The 24,535-nt window shown below is 63.2% G+C and carries 26 protein-coding genes, 1 tRNA gene and 2 pseudogenes; 15 read left to right on the top strand and 14 right to left on the bottom strand.

Annotation, left to right across the window (positions count from 1 at the left end):
- Window positions 1–8 precede the first annotated feature (8 nt).
- A tRNA-Leu gene (locus NKL04_RS25185) sits at window positions 9–93 on the top strand.
- 101 nt (window positions 94–194) lie between these two features.
- Here NKL04_RS25185 and NKL04_RS25190 read toward each other — a convergent pair.
- From NKL04_RS25190 to NKL04_RS25200, 3 genes are all read right to left on the bottom strand, one after another.
- Window positions 195–539 carry a low affinity iron permease family protein gene (locus NKL04_RS25190; RefSeq protein WP_023672069.1) on the bottom strand — a complete coding sequence of 115 codons (345 nt, stop codon included), beginning with the start codon at window positions 537–539 and terminating at the stop codon, window positions 195–197.
- 198 nt (window positions 540–737) lie between these two features.
- Window positions 738–1,046, bottom strand: coding sequence for a DUF1236 domain-containing protein (locus NKL04_RS25195; protein WP_023681217.1), 309 nt, complete (start codon window positions 1,044–1,046; stop codon window positions 738–740).
- Between the two features lie 47 nt (window positions 1,047–1,093).
- On the bottom strand, window positions 1,094–1,324 hold the full coding sequence (locus tag NKL04_RS25200) for a hypothetical protein (RefSeq protein WP_033001362.1): 231 nt from the start codon (window positions 1,322–1,324) through the stop codon (window positions 1,094–1,096).
- Between the two features lie 206 nt (window positions 1,325–1,530).
- Here NKL04_RS25200 and NKL04_RS25205 point away from each other — a divergent pair, with 206 nt between their 5' ends.
- Window positions 1,531–1,830 (top strand): DUF1236 domain-containing protein, encoded by a 300-nt coding sequence (locus NKL04_RS25205; RefSeq protein ID WP_023687568.1) that lies wholly within the window; start codon window positions 1,531–1,533, stop codon window positions 1,828–1,830.
- A 45-nt stretch (window positions 1,831–1,875) separates the two neighbouring features.
- On the opposite strand, the gene NKL04_RS25210 is transcribed toward NKL04_RS25205, so the two are convergent.
- Window positions 1,876–2,541, bottom strand: a complete 666-nt coding sequence (locus NKL04_RS25210) for a hypothetical protein (RefSeq protein ID WP_352724544.1) — start codon at window positions 2,539–2,541, stop codon at window positions 1,876–1,878.
- 513 nt (window positions 2,542–3,054) lie between these two features.
- Between NKL04_RS25210 and NKL04_RS25215 the strand changes: the two genes are divergently transcribed.
- The 3 genes from NKL04_RS25215 (at window position 3,055) to NKL04_RS25225 (ending at window position 8,405) form a co-directional block, all read left to right on the top strand.
- Window positions 3,055–6,198 carry an amino acid permease gene (locus tag NKL04_RS25215; protein ID WP_352724546.1) on the top strand — a complete coding sequence of 1,048 codons (3,144 nt, stop codon included), beginning with the start codon at window positions 3,055–3,057 and terminating at the stop codon, window positions 6,196–6,198.
- A gap of 234 nt (window positions 6,199–6,432) precedes the next feature.
- Window positions 6,433–8,100: an FAD-dependent oxidoreductase gene (locus NKL04_RS25220; RefSeq protein ID WP_023702429.1), complete on the top strand. Its 1,668-nt coding sequence runs from the start codon at window positions 6,433–6,435 to the stop codon at window positions 8,098–8,100.
- Window positions 8,100–8,405: a UBP-type zinc finger domain-containing protein gene (locus tag NKL04_RS25225; protein ID WP_023672079.1), complete on the top strand. Its 306-nt coding sequence runs from the start codon at window positions 8,100–8,102 to the stop codon at window positions 8,403–8,405. Before NKL04_RS25220 ends, NKL04_RS25225 begins: the two co-directional genes overlap by 1 nt.
- A 29-nt stretch (window positions 8,406–8,434) precedes the next feature.
- On the opposite strand, the gene NKL04_RS25230 is transcribed toward NKL04_RS25225, so the two are convergent.
- From NKL04_RS25230 to NKL04_RS25260, 7 genes are all read right to left on the bottom strand, one after another.
- Window positions 8,435–8,611, bottom strand: a complete 177-nt coding sequence (locus NKL04_RS25230; RefSeq protein WP_081725472.1) for a hypothetical protein — start codon at window positions 8,609–8,611, stop codon at window positions 8,435–8,437.
- 146 nt (window positions 8,612–8,757) lie between these two features.
- Window positions 8,758–9,939, bottom strand: coding sequence for a trans-sulfuration enzyme family protein (locus NKL04_RS25235; RefSeq protein ID WP_023702430.1), 1,182 nt, complete (start codon window positions 9,937–9,939; stop codon window positions 8,758–8,760).
- Window positions 9,936–11,369, bottom strand: a complete 1,434-nt coding sequence (locus NKL04_RS25240) for a pyridoxal-phosphate dependent enzyme (protein ID WP_023672082.1) — start codon at window positions 11,367–11,369, stop codon at window positions 9,936–9,938. The genes NKL04_RS25235 and NKL04_RS25240 overlap by 4 nt, the downstream gene beginning before the upstream one ends.
- Window positions 11,370–11,596: 227 nt before the next feature.
- Complete coding sequence (locus NKL04_RS25245) at window positions 11,597–12,964, bottom strand: FAD/NAD(P)-binding protein (protein WP_023692935.1); 1,368 nt, start codon at window positions 12,962–12,964, stop codon at window positions 11,597–11,599.
- Window positions 12,965–12,980: 16 nt separating this feature from the next.
- Window positions 12,981–13,457, bottom strand: a complete 477-nt coding sequence (locus tag NKL04_RS25250; RefSeq protein WP_023687576.1) for an RrF2 family transcriptional regulator — start codon at window positions 13,455–13,457, stop codon at window positions 12,981–12,983.
- A gap of 415 nt (window positions 13,458–13,872) precedes the next feature.
- Window positions 13,873–14,034: a hypothetical protein gene (locus NKL04_RS25255; RefSeq protein WP_023702431.1), complete on the bottom strand. Its 162-nt coding sequence runs from the start codon at window positions 14,032–14,034 to the stop codon at window positions 13,873–13,875.
- Window position 14,035: 1 nt separating this feature from the next.
- The gene (locus NKL04_RS25260) at window positions 14,036–14,275 is read right to left on the bottom strand and encodes a hypothetical protein (RefSeq protein WP_156951508.1); all 240 of its coding nucleotides are present in this window, start codon (window positions 14,273–14,275) and stop codon (window positions 14,036–14,038) included.
- On the opposite strand from NKL04_RS25260, the gene tauA reads away from it, so the two are divergent.
- The 4 genes from tauA (at window position 14,265) to NKL04_RS25280 (ending at window position 17,351) form a co-directional block, all read left to right on the top strand.
- Window positions 14,265–15,278, top strand: coding sequence for a taurine ABC transporter substrate-binding protein (gene tauA, locus NKL04_RS25265; protein ID WP_023702432.1), 1,014 nt, complete (start codon window positions 14,265–14,267; stop codon window positions 15,276–15,278). The two genes, NKL04_RS25260 and tauA, sit on opposite strands and share 11 nt — an antisense overlap.
- Before the next feature lie 161 nt (window positions 15,279–15,439).
- Window positions 15,440–16,231, top strand: a complete 792-nt coding sequence (locus NKL04_RS25270; RefSeq protein WP_023702433.1) for a taurine ABC transporter ATP-binding protein — start codon at window positions 15,440–15,442, stop codon at window positions 16,229–16,231.
- Window positions 16,228–17,088 (top strand): ABC transporter permease subunit, encoded by an 861-nt coding sequence (locus NKL04_RS25275; protein WP_023702434.1) that lies wholly within the window; start codon window positions 16,228–16,230, stop codon window positions 17,086–17,088. Before NKL04_RS25270 ends, NKL04_RS25275 begins: the two co-directional genes overlap by 4 nt.
- Window positions 17,089–17,168: 80 nt before the next feature.
- The gene (locus tag NKL04_RS25280) at window positions 17,169–17,351 is read left to right on the top strand and encodes a hypothetical protein (protein ID WP_023672089.1); all 183 of its coding nucleotides are present in this window, start codon (window positions 17,169–17,171) and stop codon (window positions 17,349–17,351) included.
- A gap of 136 nt (window positions 17,352–17,487) precedes the next feature.
- Here the strand turns inward: NKL04_RS25280 and NKL04_RS25285 are convergent.
- A pseudogene (locus NKL04_RS25285) lies at window positions 17,488–17,765 on the bottom strand (GIY-YIG nuclease family protein).
- Between the two features lie 282 nt (window positions 17,766–18,047).
- Between NKL04_RS25285 and NKL04_RS25290 the strand changes: the two are divergent.
- A pseudogene (locus NKL04_RS25290) lies at window positions 18,048–19,001 on the top strand (sulfonate ABC transporter substrate-binding protein).
- Here the strand turns inward: NKL04_RS25290 and NKL04_RS25295 are convergent.
- A complete protein-coding gene (locus NKL04_RS25295; RefSeq protein WP_198029331.1) occupies window positions 18,932–19,072 on the bottom strand; it encodes a hypothetical protein in 141 nt (46 codons plus the stop codon). The pseudogene NKL04_RS25290 and the gene NKL04_RS25295 sit on opposite strands and share 70 nt — an antisense overlap.
- Here NKL04_RS25295 and ssuD point away from each other — a divergent pair.
- Genes ssuD through NKL04_RS25310 form a run of 3 tightly spaced genes read left to right on the top strand, consistent with a single transcriptional unit; the run spans window position 19,071 to window position 21,824 of the window.
- Window positions 19,071–20,240 carry an FMNH2-dependent alkanesulfonate monooxygenase gene (ssuD, locus tag NKL04_RS25300; RefSeq protein ID WP_023702435.1) on the top strand — a complete coding sequence of 390 codons (1,170 nt, stop codon included), beginning with the start codon at window positions 19,071–19,073 and terminating at the stop codon, window positions 20,238–20,240. The genes NKL04_RS25295 and ssuD overlap by 2 nt on opposite strands.
- Window positions 20,237–21,013, top strand: coding sequence for an ABC transporter permease subunit (locus tag NKL04_RS25305; protein ID WP_023702436.1), 777 nt, complete (start codon window positions 20,237–20,239; stop codon window positions 21,011–21,013). Before ssuD ends, NKL04_RS25305 begins: the two co-directional genes overlap by 4 nt.
- Before the next feature lie 7 nt (window positions 21,014–21,020).
- Window positions 21,021–21,824 carry an ATP-binding cassette domain-containing protein gene (locus NKL04_RS25310; protein ID WP_023702437.1) on the top strand — a complete coding sequence of 268 codons (804 nt, stop codon included), beginning with the start codon at window positions 21,021–21,023 and terminating at the stop codon, window positions 21,822–21,824.
- Between the two features lie 321 nt (window positions 21,825–22,145).
- Here the strand turns inward: NKL04_RS25310 and NKL04_RS25315 are convergent, their stop codons facing one another.
- The gene (locus NKL04_RS25315; RefSeq protein ID WP_023702438.1) at window positions 22,146–22,331 is read right to left on the bottom strand and encodes a hypothetical protein; all 186 of its coding nucleotides are present in this window, start codon (window positions 22,329–22,331) and stop codon (window positions 22,146–22,148) included.
- A gap of 310 nt (window positions 22,332–22,641) precedes the next feature.
- On the opposite strand from NKL04_RS25315, the gene NKL04_RS25320 reads away from it, so the two are divergent.
- Complete coding sequence (locus NKL04_RS25320; RefSeq protein WP_023672096.1) at window positions 22,642–23,001, top strand: septal ring lytic transglycosylase RlpA family protein; 360 nt, start codon at window positions 22,642–22,644, stop codon at window positions 22,999–23,001.
- 252 nt (window positions 23,002–23,253) lie between these two features.
- Window positions 23,254–24,531, top strand: coding sequence for a polyhydroxyalkanoate depolymerase (locus tag NKL04_RS25325; protein WP_023687587.1), 1,278 nt, complete (start codon window positions 23,254–23,256; stop codon window positions 24,529–24,531).
- Window positions 24,532–24,535: the final 4 nt, after the last annotated feature.

Consider the following 24,535-nt stretch of genomic DNA (forward strand, 5'->3'; position numbering starts at 1 on the left):
CCGCACCAGCCCAGATGGCGGAATTGGTAGACGCGCACGGTTCAGGTCCGTGTTCCGCAAGGAGTGGAGGTTCGAGTCCTCTTCTGGGCACCAAATTCCCGTTTCGGATAAGTCCGAAATGATTTAGACGCGAAGCAAAAAAGCCCGGTTCCCGGGCTTTTTTGCTGATGGATGACAGGCAGTCCAGCGGAGGGTCAATGCGGCGGGCGAACCGCTTTCATTGCTTCTTCTTCGAGTGTCTGGAGCTTCTCCCGAATCTCCTCCGGCTCGGCATGCTCCAGGCCGACGACATCGTTTCTGGTCTCATTCAGCGAAACGATAATCTCATCAAGCTTGGCGTGAATGGCGGCCGTGTCGCGGTAACCCTGGATCAGCACAACGCCCGTGATCACGATGGCCGCTACCGACAATGCGTAGGTGACCACATTGGTCAGGCCGAATGGCACCAATGCAGTACAGAGCAGCATGGCTACAAGAAGGACATAGAAGCCCGGTGGCCGGGATAGAAAGTCGCCCATCACAAACAGGAAGCGATTCATATCCAGGCCGCGGTCAAAAATGCCACGAGTGCGGTGACGGCTACGCAAATTGGAATTGCCGCGAGTAAGGCAGCTTCCAGGACCCAAGTTTCCTTGTCGCTAAACATCAGACATCCTCCCGTTGAGAAAAGGCTGCCCGTAGACTTTCACAGGGCAGCCACAGCTCGCCGCTCCAGACCGGAGCGGCGGGCTCGCGCGTTATTCGATGATCTGCACGACCTTGCGCGTGTCGGGATCGACGAGAACCGCATGATCTCCGACAACCGTATACTTGTAGCGGACATCCGGAACGTCGATTGCGTGGAGCTCGACAGTGTCTGGAAGTGCCGTGCCGACATTGAGTTCGACGCCGAGCAAACTGACTGAGGCCAGCTTCTGCTTATGGATATATTCGCGAATGACCGTCTGTTGTTCGGGCTTGAGAACAATAACATCCTCGGCAAACGAGGTGCCGATGCCCGCCATAAGGACGAGGGCGCCGGCGGCGCTGACGAAATATCTGGTCATGGGAATTTCCTTTCATAGGTCAGTTTGAAGGCGTGGATACGACCAGATCAGCCGCCACTCGCAGGGGCTGGGGCAGGTGCCGCAGGCTTTGCGGGTGCAGCCGGAGCTTCCACCTTTGGCGCTTCAACCTTGACGTTGATATCCTTGCCGCCGTCGCCGCGGATATTGATGACGCCGGTAAAAATAAGCAACACTACGACCGCAATAAGTGCAAGAACAACAGCAATCGCAGTGCCGCCGCCACCCCCAGAATTAACAACAGTTGGGCCGTCGGCCATGTGTTCCTCTCCTGTTTTATTTAGTTGCATTTGGGAAACGCCTGCCCCGCTTGAACGTTCCGCCTCGGGACTTGGGTCTTAGCTGATATCCGACTTTGGTCTGGTTCGCCGCGGACTGAAGTCACAGGAACAATCTGGCTGATCTCAAGTTCGGTCCCTCGGCGAACAGGCGTGGTGCCGTCGCCGGATTACGCGAGGAGAAGACCATGAAAATCCACTTTGCAAGTGCCGCTGCAGGCTTGTTGCTTTTGGCTGGGGTCGGCAGCGCCGCAGCTCAGGATGTCGTCATCACACCGGAGCAGGATACGGTCGTCCGCGAATATGTGAAAAAGCAGCCGCTGGCTTCGGTGAAGATCCCGGGCGTGGAGCTGAACGTCGGCAGTGCCTTGCCTGATACGGTCGAGCTGCACGAAGTTCCCAACGTCAAATACCGCTATGTCGTGGTCGACAACCGCACCGTCCTGGTCGACCCCGGCACCCGGAAAATTGTGAAGGTCTACGACTGATCGAATAGCTGCCGCCCGCCGCCGACCATGGCGGCGGGCTGTGGATCACATTGCGCTCCAGGATGATCGAAAATGATCGATGACGTCGAGACATCGCCAGCCCTCGATACCCGCCTGGGTTCTCTCAGGGCGAGAATGCGCGATGCGCGCATAACAGAGGCCGACATGAAGACCTTTCAGAAAGTCGCATCCATCATGGTTGGCGGCAGCGGCCGCATCAGCGGCGATGACCTGATTGCAGCGTCGTTCGTCCTCGAGGACCAGCCGGAAGGCTTGTGAGGCGGAGTACTCACGTGTGCAGGCGCCCGCAACGCTGATCCCAAGTGTTCTGGTGCTGAACACATTCCTGCTGCGGGCCGGCGTCGAAGGCGTGCCCGCTGGCGAGGTCGCGTCGCGCTCAAGCATCGTCCAGAACACCATGTCGCCGCATGTGACGATACCCGGCCATGCTAGCCGCAGCCGGCGCCGTAGAAAATCAGCGCGGCCGGCAGAACCGGGCAGGCCGGTCCAGAGCGTCGCCACGCCTATGGTCAGAAATGTCACCGAGGCCAGTTTGGTGGAGATCGGATGATGGTAGCGAGCGATCGCCATATCGACCGTACGGGCGCCGGCCTGGGAAGGACCCACCAGCGCGCCAAGGCCGACCGCCGCGCCCAGCGTGGTCGGGGCGCTGTTTACCCTGCAACGCGGGGCTATGCGGCGTGCTCGCACAAGTTAGCTCCAGCTTGAGGCACGGCGTGAAGTCTCGGTCCTTGCCCCCCCACGATGGCGAGTTACGAAGTCAAAAGCGGTCAATGTGCTTAGCGATCAACAGTCGACTTCAGCCGCCGTTTCGAATGATGGCGCTCCGCAATCACGAGATTTGTCGATAATAAGCGATATTAGGCTGTATTCGCGACTATCCGATCGCTCTTCCATAGTGGGTGATTAGATAAAATTGGAAATGATATCCCGGATCGGAGGAGATCGAGCCATTCGGACCGGCATCAGCATGATTGAACCGCAGCCACCGGAAGTTGACAGTGATCATCAGCGGGATCGGATTTGGTACGAAGTCTTAATACGTCTCACCTAAGTTCCAACTTTGACTTCGGGAGCGCGACGTTCGACAGAAATATCTCCGCAGGTTACATTCGCCAGTCAGACAGCGCTCCGCACTCGAATGGATGTCTCTGAATGCCGGGCCTCACGCCTTCACGACCGCACCCGAGAACCTTGGGATGGATGGGCACGACAGCGCTCGCCATGGGTGGCAGCAATCAAAGCCTGTTTCTGATTGCCGCCCTTTTTGTCGGTCAGGGGAATATTCCCGGTCAAGGAAGCGCTGCGGTTCCTTTGCTCGTTGTTGGTCTGCTTCTAAGCTGGGCCGCCGCGCCTGCGTGGACCGAATTGGTTCTCATGTGGCCAAACCGCGTCGGCGGTATCTCTGCAGCGTGCGCCGAAGCCTTCCGACCTTACAGTCCCGTTCTCTCGGCTCTGACGGGCACCTGCTATTGGTGGGGTTGGGTGCCGACCTGCGGACTGACAGCGGTTCTTTCAGCGTCTGCAATCCAGCAATGGTACCTGCCGGGCCTCCCCGTGGAGGCGGTCGCCTGCGGGCTTATCGCATTCTTTACGACGGTGAACCTGTGTGGAATCAAGTGGGTGGTCCAACTGGCGATCCCGATCGCCACGGCCTCCGCGACGCTTGCGTTTCTCTCATCCCTCGTACCGGTCATCAGTGGCTCGGTCGACTGGCGGCAGGCGACGGATTTTGCCCTGACCAGCCCGTTTACCGGCCTGTTCGGCGACATCACGTCGGTGATGGCGGGACTGTATCTGATCGGGTTTGCCGCACCGGCATTTGAGGCTGCAGCCTGCCATGTTGGCGAAACCATCGATCCCAACCGCAACATTCCTCTGGCGATGTGGGCCAGCGCCGCAATGGCGGGCGTCTATTTCCTGGTCCTGCCGGTTGTCTGGCTGGGTGTGCTCGGACCGGAGCCGCTCGGCACCGACCTCGCCATAGCTCTCGGGCCCACCTTTGCGCCCTTGTTGGGGAGTTTCGGCAAGGCGGCCGCCATCTGGCTCATCATGCTGAACATGTTCCATGGAACGTTGCAGCCATTGGCAGGCGCCGCGCGGACCCTTGCGCAGCTGAGCGAAGACGGCCTGCTGCCGAGCGTCCTGGCCAGGCGCACCTCAACAGATTGTCCCTGGGCGGCAACGCTGCTCACAGCTGCCGCGGCAATCGGCTTCATGCTGTGCGGGTATCCGCTCTGGATGATCGCCGCGGCCAATTTTACGTACCTGATCAGCATCTGCATGCCAAACATCGCAGTCTGGCTCTTGCGCCGTGACAGTCCCGAAGCCGAGCGACCCTTCCGGGCTCCTAGGGGAACGATCATCCTTGGCGTAGGCGCGGCTGCAATATGGCTGTTGACCGCCATACTGGGATTTCAGCAATTTGGCCTTCCTACCGTCCTGTTCGGTCTGGCTTTGGCATATTCGGGTGCTGCGCTATACGCCTGGCGCACGATGGAGGATCGATACGCACTCGGTCTACCCTTGCTGCCACATACGCTTCACCTGAAGCTTACCGGAGCCATGCTTTTTGTGCTCGTGCTTGACGGTGCCGGCTATTTCCTGGCGATCGGCAGCGTTCCCCAAGGCGACACTTCATTGGTCGCCGCGCTGGAGGACATTTTTGTCGTTGTCGCGCTGCTGACCATCAGCGTTGGCCTGATCTTGCCGGGGATGATCACCCATTCGGCGACCGAGGTGAGCAACGCGGCAAAGCGTCTGACATCCGGAACGCTGAAGGATTTCTCTCTTGCCATGGTCGCCCTGGGGCGGGGAGACCTCGCCGCGGCGCACGCCTCCGTGAACATCATGCCGGTTACCGTAAACTCTCGTGACGAACTTGGAGAGATGGCCGAAAGCTTCAATCTGCTCCAGGACAAGGTGAGGGAAGCCGCCCACGGCCTGGACGACGCGCGCGAGAACATGAACGTAGCGCGCACCGAACTGATGGCACGGCACGAGGAAATCGCGCATCTCGCGCACCACGATCCGCTTACCGGCCTGGCGAACCGAGCCGCGCTTGCAGCACACCTGGCCACGACGCTCGAGCGCGCAAAAGCAACGCACGCCAGCTTTGCCGTCTTCAGCATCGACCTTGACCATTTTAAAGAGGCGAACGACGTTTTCGGGCACGCCGCCGGCGACGATCTGCTTTGCACCATCTCCCGGCGTCTCCAAACCGCGGCGCCTGAGGCCTTTATCGCGCGCATGGGCGGCGACGAGTTCACGGTTGTCCTGACCATGGATGACCGGTCCGCGAGTGCCAAGGATGTTGCGGACCGTCTGTTCGAATCGGCGGCAGGCAAATTCGAAATCCGGGGCCAGCACATTTCGATCGGGGTGAGCATCGGCGCGGCGATCTATCCGAAAGACGGAGAGAATGCCGCGGCGCTGATGGCAAATGCCGACGCAGCGCTGTACCGGGCCAAGGCGGACGGTCGTCGAATGGTGCAATTCTTCGATCCTGAGATGGATAGGCGGCTAAGAGAGCGCTACGCCTTGCAGCGAGATTTGCGCTCTGCGGTCGCCCATGGCGAACTTGTGCTTCATTATCAGCCGCAAGCCAGGATGGACGGCGAAATCTTCGGTTTCGAGGCACTCGCCCGATGGCACCATCCAAAGCATGGGCTCATCTCCCCAAACGCGTTTGTCTCGCTTGCCGAACAGGATGGCACGATCGTTGAGATAGGTGAATGGACGCTCAGGCAGGCGTGCAGAGACGCGGCCTCCTGGCCCTCACCGCTGCAGATCGCCGTCAACCTCTCTCCCGTGCAATTCCGTTTCGGGGACCTGGTAGGCCTCGTTCATTCTATCCTCTACGAGACCGGCCTTGCTCCGGGGCGGCTGGAACTGGAAATCACGGAAGGGGTTCTCATCCGCGACCGGGCAACTGCCTTGTCGGTTTTGCGGAGGTTGAAGGCGTTGGGCGTCAGGGTCTCGATGGATGATTTTGGCACCGGGTATGCCTCGCTGTCCTCGCTGCAGGCGTTTCCATTCGACAAGATCAAGATCGATCGCAGTTTTGTTTCGGGTGTCGGTTCGAATGTCCAATCGGCCGCCATCGTGCGCACGATACTCAGCCTGGGGAATGCGCTGGCCTTGCCTGTCATCGCGGAGGGTGTCGAAACAGAGGACGAGCGTGCCTTCCTGATGAGGGAAGGATGTCCCGAAATCCAAGGATATCTGGTGGGGCGCCCGCATCCGATAGCGCTCTACAAAGATGTGACGAATGGGCTTTCGCCGGGATCTGCCTTCGGGGAGCCCGAGGATACCACCGCACCCCAGGCGCTTGGCGTAACGCGATAGCCGCGGCGCCGTTCGTCGGCGCGCTGCTCCTGCAACACACCGGTGAGCGAGGACTGCCGACGGTACTGCTCGGGCTCGCCCTTATAAAGGTCGCACTGGTCGGCGCGCTGTTTGCCTTGCAGCGCGGGGCCATGCGAAGCATCCGAACCAGTTGGCGCGGGAGCCACCTCCCCTTCCGGCCAGTCCTCCAACAAACCACTTCAAACCCGGCCGTCTCGGCGCTACGTTCTACCTATGGCCCCACCCACCCAGCCGATCACCGTCACCCGCCGCGACCAGATGTTTCCCATCCTGGGCGACGCCGATATCGAGCGCATGCGCCGGTTCGGCGAGGCGAGTTCCTATGCCGCCGGCGAGCACATCGTCACCGCCGGCACCGTGGCGCCGGGGCTGATCGTCATCCTGTCGGGCACGGCCGATATCACCCAGGATGTCAGGCCCGGCCGGCGCGAGACCATCGTCACTCATGGTCCCGGCAATTTCATCGGCGAGCTGGCGCAGCTTTCCAGCCGGCCGTCGCTGGTCAATGCGGAGGCGGCCGAGCCGGTCGAGGCCTTCGTCATCCCCTCGCAGCGGCTGCGCAACCTGATGGTGCAGGAGGCAAGCCTTGGCGAGCGGATCATGCGGGCGCTGATCCTGCGCCGCGTCGGGCTCCTGGAAAGCGGCAGCAGCGGACCGATCGTCGTAGGCCCGGCCGGCAATGGCGACACGCTGCGGCTGCAGGGGTTTCTGCGCCGCAGCGGCCAGCCGCACCGCGCGCTCGATTCCGACAGCGACCCGTGCGCCAAGACGCTGATTGAGCATTTTCATGTCGACCCGCACCATCTGCCGATCGTGCTCTGCCCCAACGGCAAGCTGATGCACAATCCCGGCGAAACCGAACTTGCCCGCTGCATCGGCCTGCTGCGGCCGATCGATCCCGACATGGTCTATGACATCGCCATTGTCGGCGCCGGGCCGGCGGGGCTGGCGGCCGCGGTCTATGCGGCATCCGAAGGGCTGTCGACCATCGTGCTCGATTGCCGCGCCTTCGGCGGCCAGGCCGGCGCCTCCGCGCGCATCGAGAACTATCTGGGTTTCCCCACCGGCATTTCCGGCATGGCGCTGATGGCGCGCGCCTACAACCAGGCGCAGAAATTCGGCGTCGAAATAGTCATCCCCGACGAGGCCAAGCTGCTCGGTGCAGCAGGCGAGGGCTACACGCTCGCCGTCGGCGACGGTGAAAGCCTGCGCGCGCGCACGGTGGTGATCGCCAGCGGCGCCCGCTACCGCCGCCTCGACGTCGCCAAGCTGGCCGAGTTCGAGGGCACGTCGGTGCATTACTGGGCCTCGCCGATCGAGGCGCGGCTATGCACAGGGCAAGAAGTGGCGCTGGTCGGCGCCGGCAATTCGGCGGGGCAGGCGGCGGTCTATCTCGCCAGCCAGGTCCGCAAGGTGACGATGCTGGCGCGCCGCGGCGGCCTCAGGGAAACCATGTCGCGCTATCTGGTCGAGCGTATCGAGGCGCAACCCAACATCGAGGTGCTTGGCGAGACCGAGATCGAGGCGCTGGAAGGCGAAGGCGGCAATCTCACCCAGTTGCGCTGGCGCAACCCCGGCGGCGTCGAGACGCGGCCGATCCAACATCTCTTCCTGTTCATCGGCGCCGACCCCAACACCGATTGGCTGGCTGGGTGCGATATCGCGCTCGACGCCAGGGGTTTCGTGCGCACCGGCGCCGACATAGGGGCGGGCCAGATGGAGACCAGCCGCAGCGGCGTGTTCGCCATCGGCGACGTGCGCGCAGGCTCGGTCAAGCGGGTCGCCGCCGCCGTCGGCGAAGGCGCCCAGGTGGTGGCTGCCTTGCACGCCTATCTCGCGCGACCCAACGCAGCAGCGCCCGAACTGGACAGGAGAGCATAATGGATGAATGCAAACACACGCGCGACATTAAGACGGTGACGCCGAGCGCGCTCGGTTGCGAGGAGTGCCTGAAGAGCGGCTCCATGTGGGTGCATCTCAGGCTGTGCCGCACCTGCGGCCATGTCGGCTGCTGCGACGACTCGCCCAACCGCCACGCCACCAAGCATTTCCACGCCACAAAGCACCCGATCATCGAAGGCTACGACCCGCCGGAAGGCTGGGCATGGTGCTTTGTCGACGAGGCGTTCATCGACCTGGAAGGCGACGTGACGCCTCAGAACGGCCCGATCCCGAAGTTTTTCTGAGGCGGCCGACTGTCGGCCGACCGCTGCGCCTATTTCACCGAGCCAGTAACCGTGCGGTCTATGGCATTGGGATTGTGGTCGTTGCCGGCAAGTGCGGCAATGATCAGAAGACTGGCGACGACCGGGACGAACAGGATGGCCACGCGGGCCTGCACATAAAAAATGGCGCGCCATTCGCTGCGCTTTTCCGGGTTGTTGTCCATCATACTCACTCTCGCCATGCCTCCCCAGGCGGGACATAGCGGCGAAGGGTTAAGCAAAGGCTGCTGAATGTGTTAACGCGCGGCGGATTGGGATTTAATCTCGACGGTCAGCGCCGCCCCTCATTGTCATCGGTACGCATCTGGTACGCCTACCCCCGCAGCGCCTGGTCCAGGTCGGCGATCAGATCATCGCCATCCTCTATCCCCGACGACAACCGCACCAGCGAATCCGAAATGCCGATTTCCGCGCGCTTTTCCGCCGGGATCGAGCCGTGCGTCATCAGCGCCGGGTGTTCGATCAGGCTTTCGACGCCGCCGAGGCTTTCAGCCAGCGTGAACAATTGCGTCCGTTCGAGGAAGCGTTTGGTGCCGGCGAGGTCGCGGTCGAGGTCGACCGAGATCATGCCGCCGAAGGCATGCATCTGTTGGACGGCGATGGCGTGCTGCGGATGGCTGGCCAGGCCGGGATAGACGACGCGGCGCACATCTTTTCGCGCCTCCAGCCACTGCGCAATCTTCAGGCCGTTCGTGGAATGCCGCTCCATCCTGAGCGCCAGTGTCTTGATGCCGCGCAGCGCGAGAAAACTGTCGAAGGGACCGGAGATGGCGCCGATGGCGTTCTGCAGGAATTTCAGCTGGGCGGCGAGATCCTTGTTGTCGCCGACGATGGCGACGCCGCCGACCATGTCGGAATGGCCGTTGAGATATTTTGTCGTCGAATGGACGACGATGTCGATGCCGAGTTCAAGCGGCCGCTGGATGTAGGGGCTGCAGAACGTGTTGTCGGCGACCGTCAAAACCCCTTTGCGCCTGGCGAGTGCCGCAACGCCTTCGAGGTCGACGATGCGCAGCAGCGGATTGGTGGGCGTTTCGACCCAGAGCAGTTTCGTCTCCGGACGGATAGCGGCTTCGACAGCGGCGAGGTCGGTAAAATCGACGAAGGAGACCTGCAGATTGGCCGAGCGCTTGCGCACCCGCTCCATCAGCCGGAACGAGCCGCCATAGATGTCGTCGGTTGCAACGATATGGGCGCCGCTGTCGAGCAGCTCGAGCACGGTCGAGATCGCCGCCAGGCCGGACGCGAATGCAAAGGCGGCCGAGCCGCTTTCGAGATCGGCCACCGCGCGCTCGAAGGCGAAGCGGGTCGGGTTCTGGCTGCGGGCGTACTCAAACCCCTTGTGCACGCCGGGCGACTGCTGGCCATAGGTCGAGGTCGCGTAGATCGGCACCATCACCGCGCCGGTCAGCGGGTCATGGCTCTGGCCGCCATGGATGGTGCGCGTGGAAAAAGCCAGGCGGTTCTTGCCCGATGGGGGTGTTTCAGCAGTCATCGTGCGCGCCTTAAATGGTTGATCAGGTCGATACGGGTTATCAGGCCGACGAACTCGTCGCCATCGAAGATGATGGCGACCTCGTTGCGGTCGAACACCGGCAGCAGCGCATCCAGCGTCTGGCTGGCCTGCAGCGTGTGCAGATTGGAGGTCATGGCGGTGCACACCGGAGCGTTGAAGCGGTCCCAGCGGCCGTCATAGGGGCCGTCGACCTTGGCCAATATATCGCCCTCATCGATAATGCCGACCAGCTTGCCGTTGTCCAGCACCGGCAGCTGCGAGACATCGGAGCGGCGCATGCGGCCATAGGCGTTGAGCAGGCTTTCGTCGGGGCCGACATAGACGGTGTCGCCGGTGCGGTGCGAGCGCACGACAAGGTCGCGCAGATCGCCATGCTGTTCCTGTTCGGCCAGCCCCTGCTCGGCCAGCCAGAAATCGTCGAACACCTTGGACAGGTATTTGTTGCCGCTGTCGCAGACGAAGGTGACGACGCGTTTTGCTGTCGTCTGCTCGCGGCAATAGCGAAGCGCGGCCGACAGCAGCGTGCCGGAAGACGAGCCGGCGAGAATGCCTTCCTTCGAAAGCAGGTCCCGCACGGCCAGCATGCTCTGCTTGTCTGGGATGGAATAGGCTTTCCTGACCAGCGACAGATCGGCATTGGGCGGCACAAAATCCTCGCCGATGCCTTCGACGGTCCAGCTGCCGGCCTCTTCCATCTTGCCGGTCTTGATCAGCGGCGCCAGCACCGATCCGACGGGATCGGCCAGCACCATTTCGGTCTTCGGCGATGTTCTGGCGAAGTAGCGGCCAAGCCCGGTCAGCGTACCGCCGGAGCCGACGCCGACGACCACGGCGTCGAGGTCGCCATCGAGCTGGGCAAGGATTTCCGGTCCGGTGGTGGTCTCATGCGCCTCGGGGTTGGCCGGGTTGGCGAACTGGTTGGCGTAGAAGGCGCCGGGCGTTTCCGATGCGATCTTCTCGGCCATGTCCTGGTAATATTCGGCATGGCCCTTGCCGACATCGGAGCGCGTCATGCGCACTTCGGCGCCGAGCGCGCGCAGATGCTGGATCTTTTCGCGCGACATCTTGTCGGGCACGACGAGGATGATGCGGTAGCCCTTGGGGATGCCGACCTGGGCGAGGCCGAGGCCGGTATTCCCGGCGGTCGCCTCGACGATGGTGCCGCCGCGCTTGAGCTTGCCTTCCTTCTCGGCCGCGGAAATCATAGACAGCGCAATGCGGTCCTTGATCGAGCCGCCTGGATTCTGGCTTTCGAGCTTGATGAACAGCCGGCACTTGCCGGTGTCGAATTTGGTCAGTTCGACCACCGGCGTCTGGCCGATGAGGTCGAGCACCGAGGCGTAGGGCGGACGCAGGCGGGATAACGCGCCGTCCGAACTGCCTGGCGCAGCTTTTCCGTGCTCGCTCATATCGATGTGCTCCCTTGAACAAGCGACCGCCTCGGGGGCAGAGCGGCAGCGTAGCTTCTTTTCCGGCCGTTTGCAGTCGGAAAGAAGGTAGATCGTGCCAATCAACCGGCGAGAGGGGGAATGGAATTCCAGTTTTAGGCCGGCTTTGGACTCAAGCCCAACACCCTCCGTAGCGATCCTTCCCACCCCCCTCTGAGGGGCGTGCTATCCCACCGACGTCAACAGCTTTACCCCAGCAGCTGCTTGCTCAGCCGCGCACACTGGACTCGGATATCGGGGATGGCGTCGATCTCGAAGAAGGTGCCGCGGGTCAGCGGCCCGACGGCGAGGATCTTGGCCGATGCGGTGCCGTCGCCGGCGATGATTTCGCATTTGGCTGTGACATCGAGACCAAGCCGCAGCGGGTCGGGCCGCGCCAGGCCGCGGTCGACCAGCGAGCGCACGACGCTGTTCGACGTCGTCGAGATATCGCGGGCGATGCCGGTGCAATCATAGATGCGGGCGACCTGCAGCGTTTCCAGCGCCTTTGTGTGGCGGGACTGGATGCCGACGGTGAATCCATCGCCGGCCTCGATGCCGACGACACGGCCGGCGACCGGGCGGATGCGGCCGGTGCGCACCGCCTCGGTGACGCGGGCATGCACCTCGGGCGCCAGCCGATGGCGATGGATGTCCCACCAGGCCTTGGTGTGCTCGACGAAGCGGCGCTTGGCCGAGGACGGCCAGTTCTGCCAGATCTTCTGGTTGAAGGGTCGCAGCCCATCGACGACGTCGCGCCAGTCGATGCCGGCCTTCTGGTTTTCTCGGATCAGGTCGCGGAACCAGCCGACGAAATAGGAGAGCTGCGTGCCGAGCGGAATGTCGGCGACGTCGAGCTTGATCGGGTTGCCCTTGCGGTGCGGCGACGGCAGCAGGCCGCGCCGCGACACGGCGACGATCTCGCCGCGATGGCCGCGCTGCTCGAGCGACAGGAAGGCATCGACCATGCTGAGCCCGGTGCCCAGCACCAGCACGCGGGCTTCAGGATCGAGCGCGGTGTCGGCCTCGGTGCCCATGCGGATGGCGTGGCCCTGGCCGGCGCCGGGCTGCTCGTCATGGCCGGTGGCAAGCACCGCCAGATGCGCGACGACGCTGGTGCCGTTGGCCAGCACCACTTCGACGCCGGACGATGTCGGCGAGATCGACAGGCTTTCCTCGCGAATCAGCCTGAGACGGCCGGTTTCCTTTTCGCGCGCTTCGAGCTCGTCGAGCACTTCCTTGAGGTAGCGGGCATAGACGCTGCGCGGTGCATAGAAGGGTGTCTGCGGCGTCTGTTCCTGGCTTATCAGGCCGCGCCCCTGCAACCAGCGCCAGAAATTCAGGGGATCGTCGGCATAGGCGCTCATCCCCGCAGCGCTGACATTCAGCACGTGCGCCGACAAAAGCGTCGAATAGGCGATGCCCTGGCCGAAATGCGGACGCTTTTCGATCAGCGTGACGCGAAGGTCCGGGTTGGGCGACTTCAGCAGATGAGCGGCCAACACGACGCCGCTGGCGCCGCCGCCGACGATGATGATCGAGCTGGGGATGATCGAATTGGCGCGCGCGACGCTCATGCGAGCACGCTCAGGATCAGGCGGGGACCTTTTGCGCCGGCGCAAGCTCGTCGATGTCCCTCGCGACCGGAAGGTCGTCGAGGACGATGTCGCGCATCTCGGCCAGCGTGCGCTGGTCGAGCACCTCGGCGATCGCCTGCCGGACCTCGAGCATCAGATGTCGGACTTGGCATGTCGCCTCATTGCAGTCTTCACAGCGCTGATACTGGGTGCGGCTGGCGCAGGGGATGGGCGCCAGCGGTCCGTCGAGGACGCGCACGACATGGCCGACCTTGATCTCGTCGGCGGGGCGCGCCAAGCGATAGCCGCCATCCTTGCCCTTGCGGCTCTGGACGAAACCGGCATTGCGCAATTCGCCCAGAATGGCGTCGAGGAATTTCTTCGGAATGTTGTTGCCGCTGGCGATGTCGCCGACAAAGGCGAGCTGTCCCACCGGCAGTTGCGCCAGATGGACCAGCGCCTTGAGGCCGTACTTGCCTTTTTTGGTGAGCATAGACCGAATGTTTCTCTGTCAGGCGATGGCCCAAAACCATCGGTTGCGAAACGCCTGACGTGCCTCCCCGCCGCGTGCAAGCTGCTTCGACACATAAATTCTACTGACATGATATACAAGCCGAGAAACCTTGATTTTGCTTCGTTTTCACGCCGCAGGGGCCACTTTAGCAAGCTTTGTGCCGTTAAGGTCACAGCCAGCCGCGAGCGATTGCGGCGATGAGCGGCGGCTCCTGCTCCCAATGTCGACAAGATTACTATACTTACCCTCGAACACGCGGAACGTGTTTTCAAATCAACCGTCTTTTACAGCATGGATTTGCGCTATTTGGGGCTTTGCCAGGAATTTTGGGTCGCAGCCCGCGGATCGGCGAAACATGACTCCCGACAACTCGGGCGCCGCCCTGCGCCCGATATCAGGACGCCGCGTTGTCGCTCTGAGACCGGGCGGCCTTGGCGGCCACGGGCACGCCGCTTGAGCGCAGCATCCAGCGGTGGCCGTCGCTGCCGAAGTCGGTGAGGCTCAACGGCTCGACATCGATCCTGCGGCAGGCCGCAAGCGGCGCGCCGAGCACCAAATCAGGCCTCTTCCGTAGGGAGGATTGGCAGAACCACCAACTCTTCAGCGCCTTTCGGGCGCCGTTTGCGTTTGTGCACGGTTCGACACGGGCCGGTCACCGCGCCCGCATCAGCCGGTGGTTTTTTTCTAACAAGTGCTTCTTGCTTGGAAGGATTTAACTCTACAAGAATGATAGAATTAGCTGAGTATGAACAGGCATCCGGTTTTCTCATTTTCATGGAGCCTTTCATGTCCAGCATTTCGCGACGCATTGTCCTCCTGTCGTCGGCAGCTTTGGCGGGTGCGGCCTTCCTCGGCCCGGCCCAGGCGCAGGACCTCAACATCACCATCGGCTACCAGACGGTGGTCGAACCTTCCAAAGTAGCGCAGGCCGACGGCGCCTATGAAAAGGCGACCAAGGCCACGATCGACTGGCGCAAATTCGATTCCGGCGCCGATGTCATCGCCGCCGTCGCATCCGGTTCGGTCGATATCGGCTATGTCGGCTCGAGTCCGCTGGCCGCGGCCGCCAGCCGCGAACTGCCGATCCAGACCATCTTTGTCGTCGGCCTGATCGGCCAGTCCGAGGCGCTGGTCGCGCGCAACGGATCCGGCATCGAGAAGATCGCCGACCTCGCCGGCAAGAAGGTGGCGGTGCCGTTCGTGTCGACCACGCATTACAGCCTGCTTGCCGCGCTGAAGCACGAAAACGTCGACCCGAAGTCGGTCGAAATCCTTAATCTCAGGCCACCGGAAATAGCCGCCGCCTTCGCCCGAGGCGACATAGACGCGGCCTATGTCTGGGATCCGGCGCTCGGCCAGATCAAGACGACAGGCAAGGTGGTGCTGGATTCCTCGCAGGTTGCCGCCTGGGGCGCGCCGACCTTCGACGCCTGGATCGTGCGCACCGACTTCGCCGAAAAGAACCCGGACGCCGTGCGCGATTTCGTCAAGGTGACCGGCGAATCCTATGCCCAGTTCCTGGGCAAGCCCGAGGCATGGTCGGTTTCGTCGCCGGAAGCGGCCAAGATCGCCAAGATCACCGGCGCCAAACTGGAAGAGGTGCCGCAGCTCCTCAAGGGTTACGTCTTCCCGACATTGGAAGAGCAGGCTTCCGGCAAATTCCTCGGCGGCGGCACGGTCAAGGCGATCGCGGCAGCTTCGGCCTTCCTCAAGGAGCAGGGCAAGATCGACGCCGTGCTGCCCGACTATTCGAAATACGTGTCGTCGAAATACGTGACCGAGGCTCTGGCCTCGAACTGATCTTCAGTTTTACGCAATTCCGGACGGAAAACCGCTTCACACTTTTCCTGGAATTGCTCTGAACACGCGCGGTTTCCTCTTCCCTGACGCCGCGTGCTGCCTGTCCCGGATCCGCTTAACCAGGGCCGGGGCAGGCTGATTTTCTTCCGGAGCCCCTTTTCATGCCGCATCTCGTACTCGACCCGCATCTCGTACTCGACAAGGTCTCGGTTCACTATGACGGCCAAGCAGCGCCGGCGATCGACCGAGTTTCCATCGATGTCGCCAAGGGTGATTTCGTCGTGCTGGTCGGCCGCTCCGGCTGCGGCAAGACCTCGCTGCTCAATGTCGCCGCCGGCCTGGTCGAGCCCGCGCGCGGTGTCGCCACGATCGGCGGCCGGCCGATCACCGGCCCAGGCTCCGACCGGGCGGTCGTGTTCCAGAACGATGCGCTGTTTCCCTGGCTGACGGCTCGTGAAAACGTCGCCTTTGCGCTCAGGCTGCGCGGCGTGCCGCAAGCCGAGCGGGTGCGCCGCGCCGACCAGTTGCTGGCGCTGGTCAAGCTCGACAGCGTCGGCGACAAACGCATCTGGGAATTGTCCGGCGGCATGCGCCAGCGCGTCGGCCTCGCCCGTGCGCTTGCCGCCGAACCGGAATTCTTGCTGCTCGACGAACCGCTCGGCGCGCTCGATGCGCTGACGCGCGAGCGCATGCAGACGACGCTGCTCGACCTGTGGACCGCAAGCCGGGTCGGCGTGCTGATGGTCACGCATGGCATCGAGGAGGCGCTGGTGCTGGCCACAAGCATCGTCGTGCTCGCGCCGGGACCTGGCCATGTGGTGCGGACATTCGAAACCGGCTTCAGCCGGCGCTATGCCGCAGGCGAGCCGATCCGCGCCATCAAGGCCGATCCAGCCTTTGCCGCGGCGCGCGGCGAGCTGACCGATGCGATCTTCGAAGGAGAGGCGGCATGAGCGTAACCTCCTACAGCGAGCGGCCGGCCACCGGGACCGGCGAGGCCGATGCCATTTCGGTGCCGTGGTCGCGGCCGGTGCGGAAGCGGCGCGGGGTTTCCTCGCGGGCGATCAGCGCCGTCACCATCCTGGCCGTGCTGGCGGCATGGGCGCTGTCTGCGCGCCTGCAACTGGTGTCGCCGGTGTTCCTGCCGTCGCCTGCCGCCGTGTGGACCAAGTTCATCGTGGTGATCAAGGACGGCTTCGTCGACGCGACTTTGCTCCAGCACATCGTCGCCAGCCTCGGCCGCGTGTTCGCGGCGCTGGTCGCGGCCATCATCGTCGGCGTGCCCGTCGGTCTCGCCATAGGCATCAGCACCATTGGGCGCGGCATCTTCGATCCGCTGCTCGAATTTTTGCGGCCGATCCCGCCGCTCGCCTATCTGCCGCTGGTCATCATCTGGTTCGGCATCGGCGAGCCGTCAAAGATCCTGGTGATCGCAATCGCCATGCTGGCGCCGGTGGCGCTGTCGACGGCCTCGGGCGTGCGCGGTGTCTCAAAGGAGCGCATCGATGCGGCCCGTTCGCTTGGTGCGACGCAGCGCCAAGTGGTGCGCCATGTCATCCTGCCCAGCGCGCTGCCGTCGATCCTCACCGGCCTGCGCATCGCGCTCGGCGCCGGCTGGTCGACGCTGGTTGCAGCCGAGCTGGTGGCGGCAACGCGCGGCCTCGGCTTCATGATCCAGTCGGCCGCCCAGTTCCTGGTCACCGATGTCGTGGTGATGGGAATAGTGGTGATCGCGACAATAGCCTTCGTGCTGGAATTCATTATCCGCCGAATCGAGCGTCAGCTGGTTCCGTGGGCGGGAAAGGAATGACAACAAGTTCTGCCGGTTTGACCGGCTGCTTCCCTTCGCAGCACGGCGACCGCCGACCCCGGAACAGAAGGAGTGATGTCATGACCCAGTCCACCGCGGTGCTGTTCGCCCATCTCGGCAACTGGCTGCTCGCCTGGCGGGAGAACTCGTCGTCGCAGCCGCAGCCGAAATCGCCGGCCCCCGTGCAACTCGACGCCGAACGCGACCGCCTGCCGCCGCGCGACGAGGGATTTTACTGGGCCTGGCAGTATTGGTCGCAGTGAGGTGATGGTGATTAGCGCCAGCCTTCGCGATTTCGTCATCCTAGGGCGAAGCAAGGAGCGAAGCGACGCGGCGCAGACCCTAGGATCCATGCCGAGACGCTGATGCTACGCTCCAGGGGAGCAACAAACCGGGCGCCTACCACCCGGTTCCGCGAAACAGCTCAAACCACTCCGGATTGGCCTTCTCTATCAGTTCGATCTTGGCCATCGCTTCAGCGACTTCTCGCGTTGAATGGCATCGGTGATGTCGAAGAATTCCTCATACCAGACCAGCCGTTGAACACCGTAGCGGCTGGTGAAGCCTGCGCCCTGGCCGGATTTGTGTTCAGGCATGCGGCGGGCGAGATCGTTGGTGACGCCGATGTAGATCGTGCCGCGTTTTTGGCTTGCAGTCATGTAGACGTAGCCGGTCATGGTTTCAGGGTATCGAGCCTCGGTTCGCGCACAAGCGACATTCTGATCGGTTCCACTCTACGCCAAACGTCACGGCATGGATCCTAGGTCTGCGCCGCGTCGCTTCGCTCCTTGCTTCGCCCTAGGATGACGAGCGCTGGGTTCTGAAGAAAATATTTCCACGTCAAGCAGTCAACTCGCAAAATCGTTCCTCTACTAAATTTATAGAGCTACCTAGCCTTGTCTCTCATCCACGGCAGGGAGCCCTTCCCGGCGCCGGTTCGCAGCGAAGGAAGAGGGATCATGTTCAGCCTGACCAGACGCGTTTTCGGCCTTGGCCTTTTGGCGGCGGGCATTGCTGCCTCGCTCAGTGCCTCGGCGCAGGAGTTGAAGCAGCTCAACATCGGCTATCAGAAGACCGGCCTGCCGGTCATCGCCCGGCAGCAGCAGGTGATCGAGAAGGCGCTGAGCGACAAGGGTGTCGCGGTGAAATGGGTCGAATTCACCGCCGGCCCGCCGCTGGTCGAGGCGCTCAATGTCGGCGCCATCGATGTCGGCTGGACCGGCGACGCACCGCCAATCTTCGGCCAGTCGGCCGGCGCCAACATCGTCTATGCGGCGGCACTGCCGGCCAATGGCGACGGCGAAGCGATCTTCGTCAAGCCGGCATCGCCGATCCAGTCGCTCGCCGACCTCAAGGGAAAGCGCATCGGCGTCGGCAAAGGCACCAGCGCGCACAATCTGCTGGTCGCGGCACTCGAAAAAGCAAACATCCCCTTCGACCAGATCACCCCGGTCTATCTCAGCCCGGCCGATGCTGCGGCGGCTTTCGCCAGCGACCAGATCGATGCCTGGGCGGTCTGGGATCCGTTCTACGCCATCGCCGAGACACGCTACCAGCCGCGCGTGCTGGCGCGCTCCAGCGAGGTGCTGAAGGTGAACACCTATTTCCTCGCCAACAAGGATTTCGCCAAGGCGCATCCGGAGACGATCGCCACGACGATATCGGCGCTCGGCGTGGCGGCGAAATGGGCGGACGCGAACCGCGACAAGGTTGCCGCGGCGCTGCATGAGGTGACCGGCGTGCCGCTCGATGCACAGACGATCGCGGCCAACCGCACCAAATTCGGCATCTTCCCGATCACCGACGAGATCATCGCCGGCCAGCAGGCGACAGCCGATCGCTTCTAGAAGCTCAAGCTGATCCCGAACGCGGTGCGCATCTCCGACGCCGTGTGGACCGCACCGGGCAATTGAACTTTCTTGTGTGGCGCCGGGCGGAAAACGCCCGGCGCCTTTGCCGTTTCAAGCTTCAGGGATTTCGCCATGACCGCTTCATCAAGCCCGCAAGCCGGCCCGCTCGATTTCTTCTGGTTCATCCCGACGCATGGCGACGGCTCCTATCTCGGCTCCGAACAGCAGCAGCGGCCGCCGGAGTTCGCTTACTTCAAGGAGATAGCACAGGCCGTCGACCGGCTCGGCTTTCCCGGCGTGCTTTTGCCGACCGGGCAGAATTGCGAGGATTCCTGGATCACCGCCTCCGGCCTTGCAGCGCTGACGGAAAAGCTCAAATTCCTGGTGGCGCTACGGCCCGGCGTGACGTTGCCCACCTTCGCGGCGCGCCAGACGGCGGCGCTCGACCGGCTGAGCAATGGCCGCCTGCTGCTCAATGTCGTGGTCGGCGGCAACCCGACCGAGCTTGCCGGCGATGGCGTGTTCCTGCCGCATGATGAGCGCTATGCGCAGGCGCAAGAGTTCCTGACCATCTGGCGCGCCCTGGTGTCGGGCGAGAGCGTCAACTTCAACGGCAAATATTACCGCGTCGACAATGGCCGCCTTGACCTTCTGCCGCAACAGGAGCGGCCGCCGCTCTATTTCGGCGGCTCGTCCGATGCCGGCCAGGAGCTCGCCGCCGATCTCGTCGATATGTACCTGACCTGGGGCGAGCCGCCGGCGCAGGTGGCGGAAAAACTCAGCGCGGCGCGCAAAAAGGCTGAACGGCGCGGCCGCAAACTGCGTTTCGGCATCAGGCTTCATTTCATCGTGCGCGAGACCGAGGAAGAGGCCTGGCGCGCCGCCGACCGGCTGATCAGCCACGTCACCGATGCCCAGATCGAAAATGCCCAGGCCCGCTTCACCAGGGAGATGGACTCTGTGGGACAGCGGCGCATGGCCGAACTGCATGGCGGCCGCCGCGACAGGCTGGTGGTTTCGCCCAATCTGTGGGCCGGCGTCGGCCTGGTGCGCGGCGGCGCCGGCACAGCTTTGGTCGGCTCGCCCGAGCAGATCGTTGAGCGCATCCGCGAGTATCAGGCGATCGGCATCGACACCATCATCGGCTCCGGCTACCCGCATCTCGAGGAAGCCTACCGCGTCGCCGAGCTTCTGTTCCCGCGTCTCGGCCTGGGCACCAGGCGGGCACGGGCGCATGAGAACATCGCCAATGAATTCGCCGTCGGCTTCCACGGCGCCAACCGCCTTCAGGCGTCGTCATGAGCCTGGCTCAACGGGTCAAACAGAACGGCATCGGCTGGCTGCTGCCGGCGTTGGTCATAATTGCCTGGGAAGCCGCCAGCCGCGCCGGCGTGATGCCGGCCAATGTACTGCCGGCGCCGAGCGCGGTGGCCGAGGCCTTCTGGCGGCTGACGCTGTCGGGCGAGCTGATACAGAACATCGGCGTCAGCACGCTGCGCGCGCTGGCCGGGTTTGCCATCGGCGGCTCGATCGGCTTTGCACTCGGCCTTGCCAACGGGCTGTCGGCGCTCAGCCGCGGCCTGACCGACACGACGCTGCAGATGATCCGCAACATCCCGCATCTGGCGCTGATCCCGCTGGTCATCCTGTGGTTCGGCATCGACGAGGAAGCAAAACTGTTCCTGGTGGCGCTCGGCGTGTTCTTCCCGATCTACGTCAACACGCTGCTCGGCATCCAGAGCGTCGACCCGCAGCTGGTCGAGATGGGCCGGGTCTACGGCATGGACCGCCGCGCGTTGTTTTTTCAGGTGATCCTGCCCGGCGCGCTGCCGGCGATCTTCGTCGGCCTGCGCTATGCCTTAGGCATCATGTGGCTGACGCTGATCGTTGCCGAAACCATCTCGGCCAGTTCCGGCCTCGGCTACATGGCCATGCAGGCACGCGAATTCCTGCTGATCGATGTGGTCGTGCTGTCGATCCTGATCTATGCGCTGCTCGGCAAGCTTGCCGACAGCTTCGCCCGCCTGCTCGAGCGGCTGTCGCTCGGCTGGCATCCCGCCTTCCAGAACGCCTGAGGGTTCGATGCCAACCGCCAGCCTGACCGCCATCCGTTCCTTCGTCGCCGCGCCGGAACCGTCACGGCCGGAGGAGGCCGTCGAAAGGCAGCGCGCCTTTGCCTTCAAGGGCGTGGAAAAGCGCTTTGGCGACAAGGTCGTGCTCGACGGCATCGATCTCGATGTGCCCGTCGGACAGTTTGTGGCCGTCATCGGCAAGAGTGGCTGCGGCAAGAGTACGCTGTTGCGGCTGCTGGCCGGGCTCGATCGGCCAACCGCTGGATCCCTTACATTCGGGCCGGAGGCGAAGGCCGGCGCCGGGGAAGAGAGCCGCTTCATGTTCCAGGAGCCGCGGCTGTTGCCCTGGGCCAGCGTGGTGAAAAACGTCGAGGTCGGGCTGACCGGGCTTGCCACCGGTGCGGAAGCCAGGCGGCGCGCGCTCGCCATCCTGGGTGAAGTCGGCCTCGCCGACCGCGCCGACGAATGGCCCTCGGTGCTGTCGGGCGGCCAGAAGCAGCGCGTGGCGCTGGCGCGCGCCCTGATCGGCCAGCCTCGGATCCTGGCGCTCGACGAGCCGCTCGGCGCGCTCGATGCGCTGACCCGCATCGAAATGCAGCAGCTTCTGGAACGCATCTGGCTGGAGCAAAAATTCACCGCCGTGCTGGTCACGCATGACGTCGCCGAGGCGGTTGCGCTCGCCGACCGGGTGGTGGTGATCGACGAGGGCCGCATCGCGCTCGATCTCGACGTGTCGGTGGCGCGGCCGCGCCGGCGTGGTTCCGTCGAGCTTGCCAGGCTGGAGGGCAGGATTCTGGATCAGCTGTTCGGGTAGTGCTGTCGCGGGCAGGGCATTCTATCCGAACCGGATAGATAGGTAACAGAATGGACCGGCAATATGGGGTGGCTGTTTTCTTGCTCGCCGGGTTGGCCCTGTTTGCGACTGCGGGTTTGACCAGCGCCTTCCCCGACTCCGTCACCGCTTCGCGGCGCCACCTCTCCCCCCTCCGGAGGGAGAGGAAGGGAGCCAGCCCGCATAAGTTCGCGCCCTTGCATAGGCTCGCGCCTTTCCTCTCCCCCGTCGATCGGGGGAGAGGTGTCGAGCGAAGCTCGACGGAGTGGGAGTCGATCTGTGGCGGTCGACTTTCGTCGCAACTCACCCCCGCGAACGGCTCGCCCATACCAGCCCGGCGAAACCGACCAGCATGGTCACGATACCGATATAGAGCCATTGCGACTGGCCGGTCATGAAGCTGCCGCCGACCACGCCAATGCCTTGCAGCGACCACAGCGCGCCGATGGCCAGTACGATCAGAGCCAGCAGATATTTGAACAGTCTCATCGTTGGAATCCCTTTTCAAAGTCGATCGTCAACTGCGCCATGACCGTGATGACAGAGCGAAAGGACGGCGCCCAATCGCGCTCTCTTCTACTTGTACTATAACGTCCTGCCTTGCTCACGGAATCTGTGAAACAGCTCGCAATATCGCCGGCGATACGGCCGCGCCACACGAAAGATGCCTGACAAACTGTTTCCCAGCGACTCCAAACGTGTGCCGGTGCCACGGAACTGCCCGATGCTTGCCGCATTTCCCGCCTTATTCGGCACTTAACGGCTGGGGTCTGTCGAAAACGGAGCCAATCCCCCCAACATGAAGAAAACAAACCAGACCGCGCTTGTCGCGGTAACGATCGCGGCTGGCCTAATGGTCGGTGCATCCGCCTCCTCCGCCGCTGGCCAGTGCGGCCGCGCCTCCTGGTACGCACTGCATTCCAGGACCGCCAATGGCGAACGCATGAACCCGTCGGCGCTGACCGCCGCGCACCGCAGCCTGCCTTTCGGCACCAAGTTGAAAGTGACCAACCAGAATAATGGCCGCAGCGTCATCGTGCGCATCAACGACCGCGGCCCGTTCATCAAAGGGCGCGTGCTCGATCTGTCCAAGGGCGCCGCCGGCCAACTCGGCTTCATCGGCTCGGGCCATACCTCGGTGTGCATGGCGCGCGTCTAGATCTGTCCAAGTCCGGCCCGATCGGGCCGGACGCATCCTGCCCCGTTGTCCAACAGCCTTGCATTTTGCAGTGCACATTCAGCCGGCTCCAGCCGCCCAACGCGGTTTCTCAAGGCCTTGGACGAAAGACTGGCATATGTCACGCCACGTGACGTATTGCATCGCAGCAATATCTTGTTAACCTCCGCGCGAGACATTCAAGGCTCGGCGCTGTCCGTCGTCCCTTCGGTCACGGCAGCTGCGGAGTACCTGATGTTCTACCAGCTCTACGAAATGAACCATGCCGCCCTGCAGCCCGCGCGGCTTTATGCCGATGCAGTGCGGCTGTTCTACACCAACCCGCTCAATCCGTTTTCGCATACGCCGTGGGGCCGCTCGGTCGCTGCCACCGCCGAACTGTTCGAGCGCACGACGCGCCGCTACAGCAAGCCGCATTTCGGCCTGAGCAAGACCGTGGTCGACTGGAAAAGCGTCGAGGTCAGCGAAAAGACCGTGTGGTCGCGGCCGTTCTGCAATCTCACCCGCTTCGAGCGGTCGGTGCCCGCCGGGCGCAAGGCCGACCCCAAGCTTCTCATCGTGGCGCCGATGTCGGGCCATTATGCGACGCTGCTGCGCGGCACGGTCGAGGCGATGCTGCCCTATGCCGACGTGCACATCACCGACTGGGTCGATGCCCGCATGGTGCCGGTGACCGACGGCCATTTCGACCTCGACGATTATATCGACTACATCATCGACATGCTGCATGCGCTGGGGCCGGACACCCATGTGATGGCGGTGTGCCAGCCTTCGGTGCCGGTGCTGGCAGCGGTGGCGCTGATGGAAAAGCGCGGCGATCCCTTCGTGCCCTCGACCATGACGTTGATGGGCGGGCCGATCGACACCCGCCGCAATCCGACCGCGGTCAATCTTCTGGCCAAGGAAAAGGGCATCGACTGGTTCCGCGACAACGTCATCATGCACGCGCCCTGGCCGGTGCCGGGCTTCGGCCGCGAAGTCTATCCGGGCTTCCTGCAGTTGTCGGGCTTCATGAGCATGAACCTCGACCGGCACATCACCGCCCACAAGGACTTCTTCATGCACCTGGTCAAGCATGACGGCGACAATGCCGAGAAGCACCGCGATTTCTACGACGAATATCTGGCGGTGATGGACCTGACGGCGGAATTCTATCTGCAGACCGTCGACACGGTGTTCGTGCGCCATGCGCTGCCCAAGGGCGAGATGACGCATCGCGGCGAGGTGGTCGACACCAAGGCGATCCGCAATGTCGCGCTGTTCACGGTCGAAGGCGAGAACGACGACATTTCCGGTCTCGGCCAGACCCAGGCCGCCCACGATCTCTGCCCCAACATCCCGGCTGACCGGCATGCGCATTACATGCAGCCGGCCGTCGGCCATTACGGCGTCTTCAACGGGTCGAGATTCCGCTCGGAAATCGTGCCGCGCATCGTCGATTTCATCACAAGCTACGGCCGCCAAACACGCGTAGCGGTGAAACCCAAGCTGGTCCGCTCCGCCAAAGGCTGAGGCT

Origin of the sequence: Mesorhizobium sp. C264A (genome assembly GCF_040324515.1) — a bacterium.
In the GTDB taxonomy this organism is placed as follows: domain Bacteria; phylum Pseudomonadota; class Alphaproteobacteria; order Rhizobiales; family Rhizobiaceae; genus Mesorhizobium.

Coding starts and splice junctions, on each gene's coding strand:
- NKL04_RS25230 (WP_081725472.1), bottom strand. CDS start 8,611: ATGATGGACAACAACCCGGAAAAGCGCAGCGAATGGCGCGCCATTTTT.
- NKL04_RS25275 (WP_023702434.1), top strand. CDS start 16,228: ATGAGCGTAACCTCCTACAGCGAGCGGCCGGCCACCGGGACCGGCGAG.
- NKL04_RS25295 (WP_198029331.1), bottom strand. CDS start 19,072: ATGGCGAAATCCCTGAAGCTTGAAACGGCAAAGGCGCCGGGCGTTTTC.
- NKL04_RS25240 (WP_023672082.1), bottom strand. CDS start 11,369: ATGAGCGAGCACGGAAAAGCTGCGCCAGGCAGTTCGGACGGCGCGTTA.
- NKL04_RS25225 (WP_023672079.1), top strand. CDS start 8,100: ATGGATGAATGCAAACACACGCGCGACATTAAGACGGTGACGCCGAGC.
- NKL04_RS25235 (WP_023702430.1), bottom strand. CDS start 9,939: ATGACTGCTGAAACACCCCCATCGGGCAAGAACCGCCTGGCTTTTTCC.
- NKL04_RS25310 (WP_023702437.1), top strand. CDS start 21,021: ATGCCAACCGCCAGCCTGACCGCCATCCGTTCCTTCGTCGCCGCGCCG.
- NKL04_RS25260 (WP_156951508.1), bottom strand. CDS start 14,275: ATGCTGGACATGAAAGGCTCCATGAAAATGAGAAAACCGGATGCCTGT.
- NKL04_RS25250 (WP_023687576.1), bottom strand. CDS start 13,457: ATGCTCACCAAAAAAGGCAAGTACGGCCTCAAGGCGCTGGTCCATCTG.
- NKL04_RS25220 (WP_023702429.1), top strand. CDS start 6,433: ATGGCCCCACCCACCCAGCCGATCACCGTCACCCGCCGCGACCAGATG.
- NKL04_RS25215 (WP_352724546.1), top strand. CDS start 3,055: ATGGGCACGACAGCGCTCGCCATGGGTGGCAGCAATCAAAGCCTGTTT.
- NKL04_RS25245 (WP_023692935.1), bottom strand. CDS start 12,964: ATGAGCGTCGCGCGCGCCAATTCGATCATCCCCAGCTCGATCATCATC.
- NKL04_RS25315 (WP_023702438.1), bottom strand. CDS start 22,331: ATGAGACTGTTCAAATATCTGCTGGCTCTGATCGTACTGGCCATCGGC.
- NKL04_RS25205 (WP_023687568.1), top strand. CDS start 1,531: ATGAAAATCCACTTTGCAAGTGCCGCTGCAGGCTTGTTGCTTTTGGCT.
- ssuD (WP_023702435.1), top strand. CDS start 19,071: ATGACCGCTTCATCAAGCCCGCAAGCCGGCCCGCTCGATTTCTTCTGG.
- NKL04_RS25325 (WP_023687587.1), top strand. CDS start 23,254: ATGTTCTACCAGCTCTACGAAATGAACCATGCCGCCCTGCAGCCCGCG.
- tauA (WP_023702432.1), top strand. CDS start 14,265: ATGTCCAGCATTTCGCGACGCATTGTCCTCCTGTCGTCGGCAGCTTTG.
- NKL04_RS25190 (WP_023672069.1), bottom strand. CDS start 539: ATGAATCGCTTCCTGTTTGTGATGGGCGACTTTCTATCCCGGCCACCG.
- NKL04_RS25195 (WP_023681217.1), bottom strand. CDS start 1,046: ATGACCAGATATTTCGTCAGCGCCGCCGGCGCCCTCGTCCTTATGGCG.
- NKL04_RS25305 (WP_023702436.1), top strand. CDS start 20,237: ATGAGCCTGGCTCAACGGGTCAAACAGAACGGCATCGGCTGGCTGCTG.
- NKL04_RS25270 (WP_023702433.1), top strand. CDS start 15,440: ATGCCGCATCTCGTACTCGACCCGCATCTCGTACTCGACAAGGTCTCG.
- NKL04_RS25280 (WP_023672089.1), top strand. CDS start 17,169: ATGACCCAGTCCACCGCGGTGCTGTTCGCCCATCTCGGCAACTGGCTG.
- NKL04_RS25320 (WP_023672096.1), top strand. CDS start 22,642: ATGAAGAAAACAAACCAGACCGCGCTTGTCGCGGTAACGATCGCGGCT.
- NKL04_RS25200 (WP_033001362.1), bottom strand. CDS start 1,324: ATGGCCGACGGCCCAACTGTTGTTAATTCTGGGGGTGGCGGCGGCACT.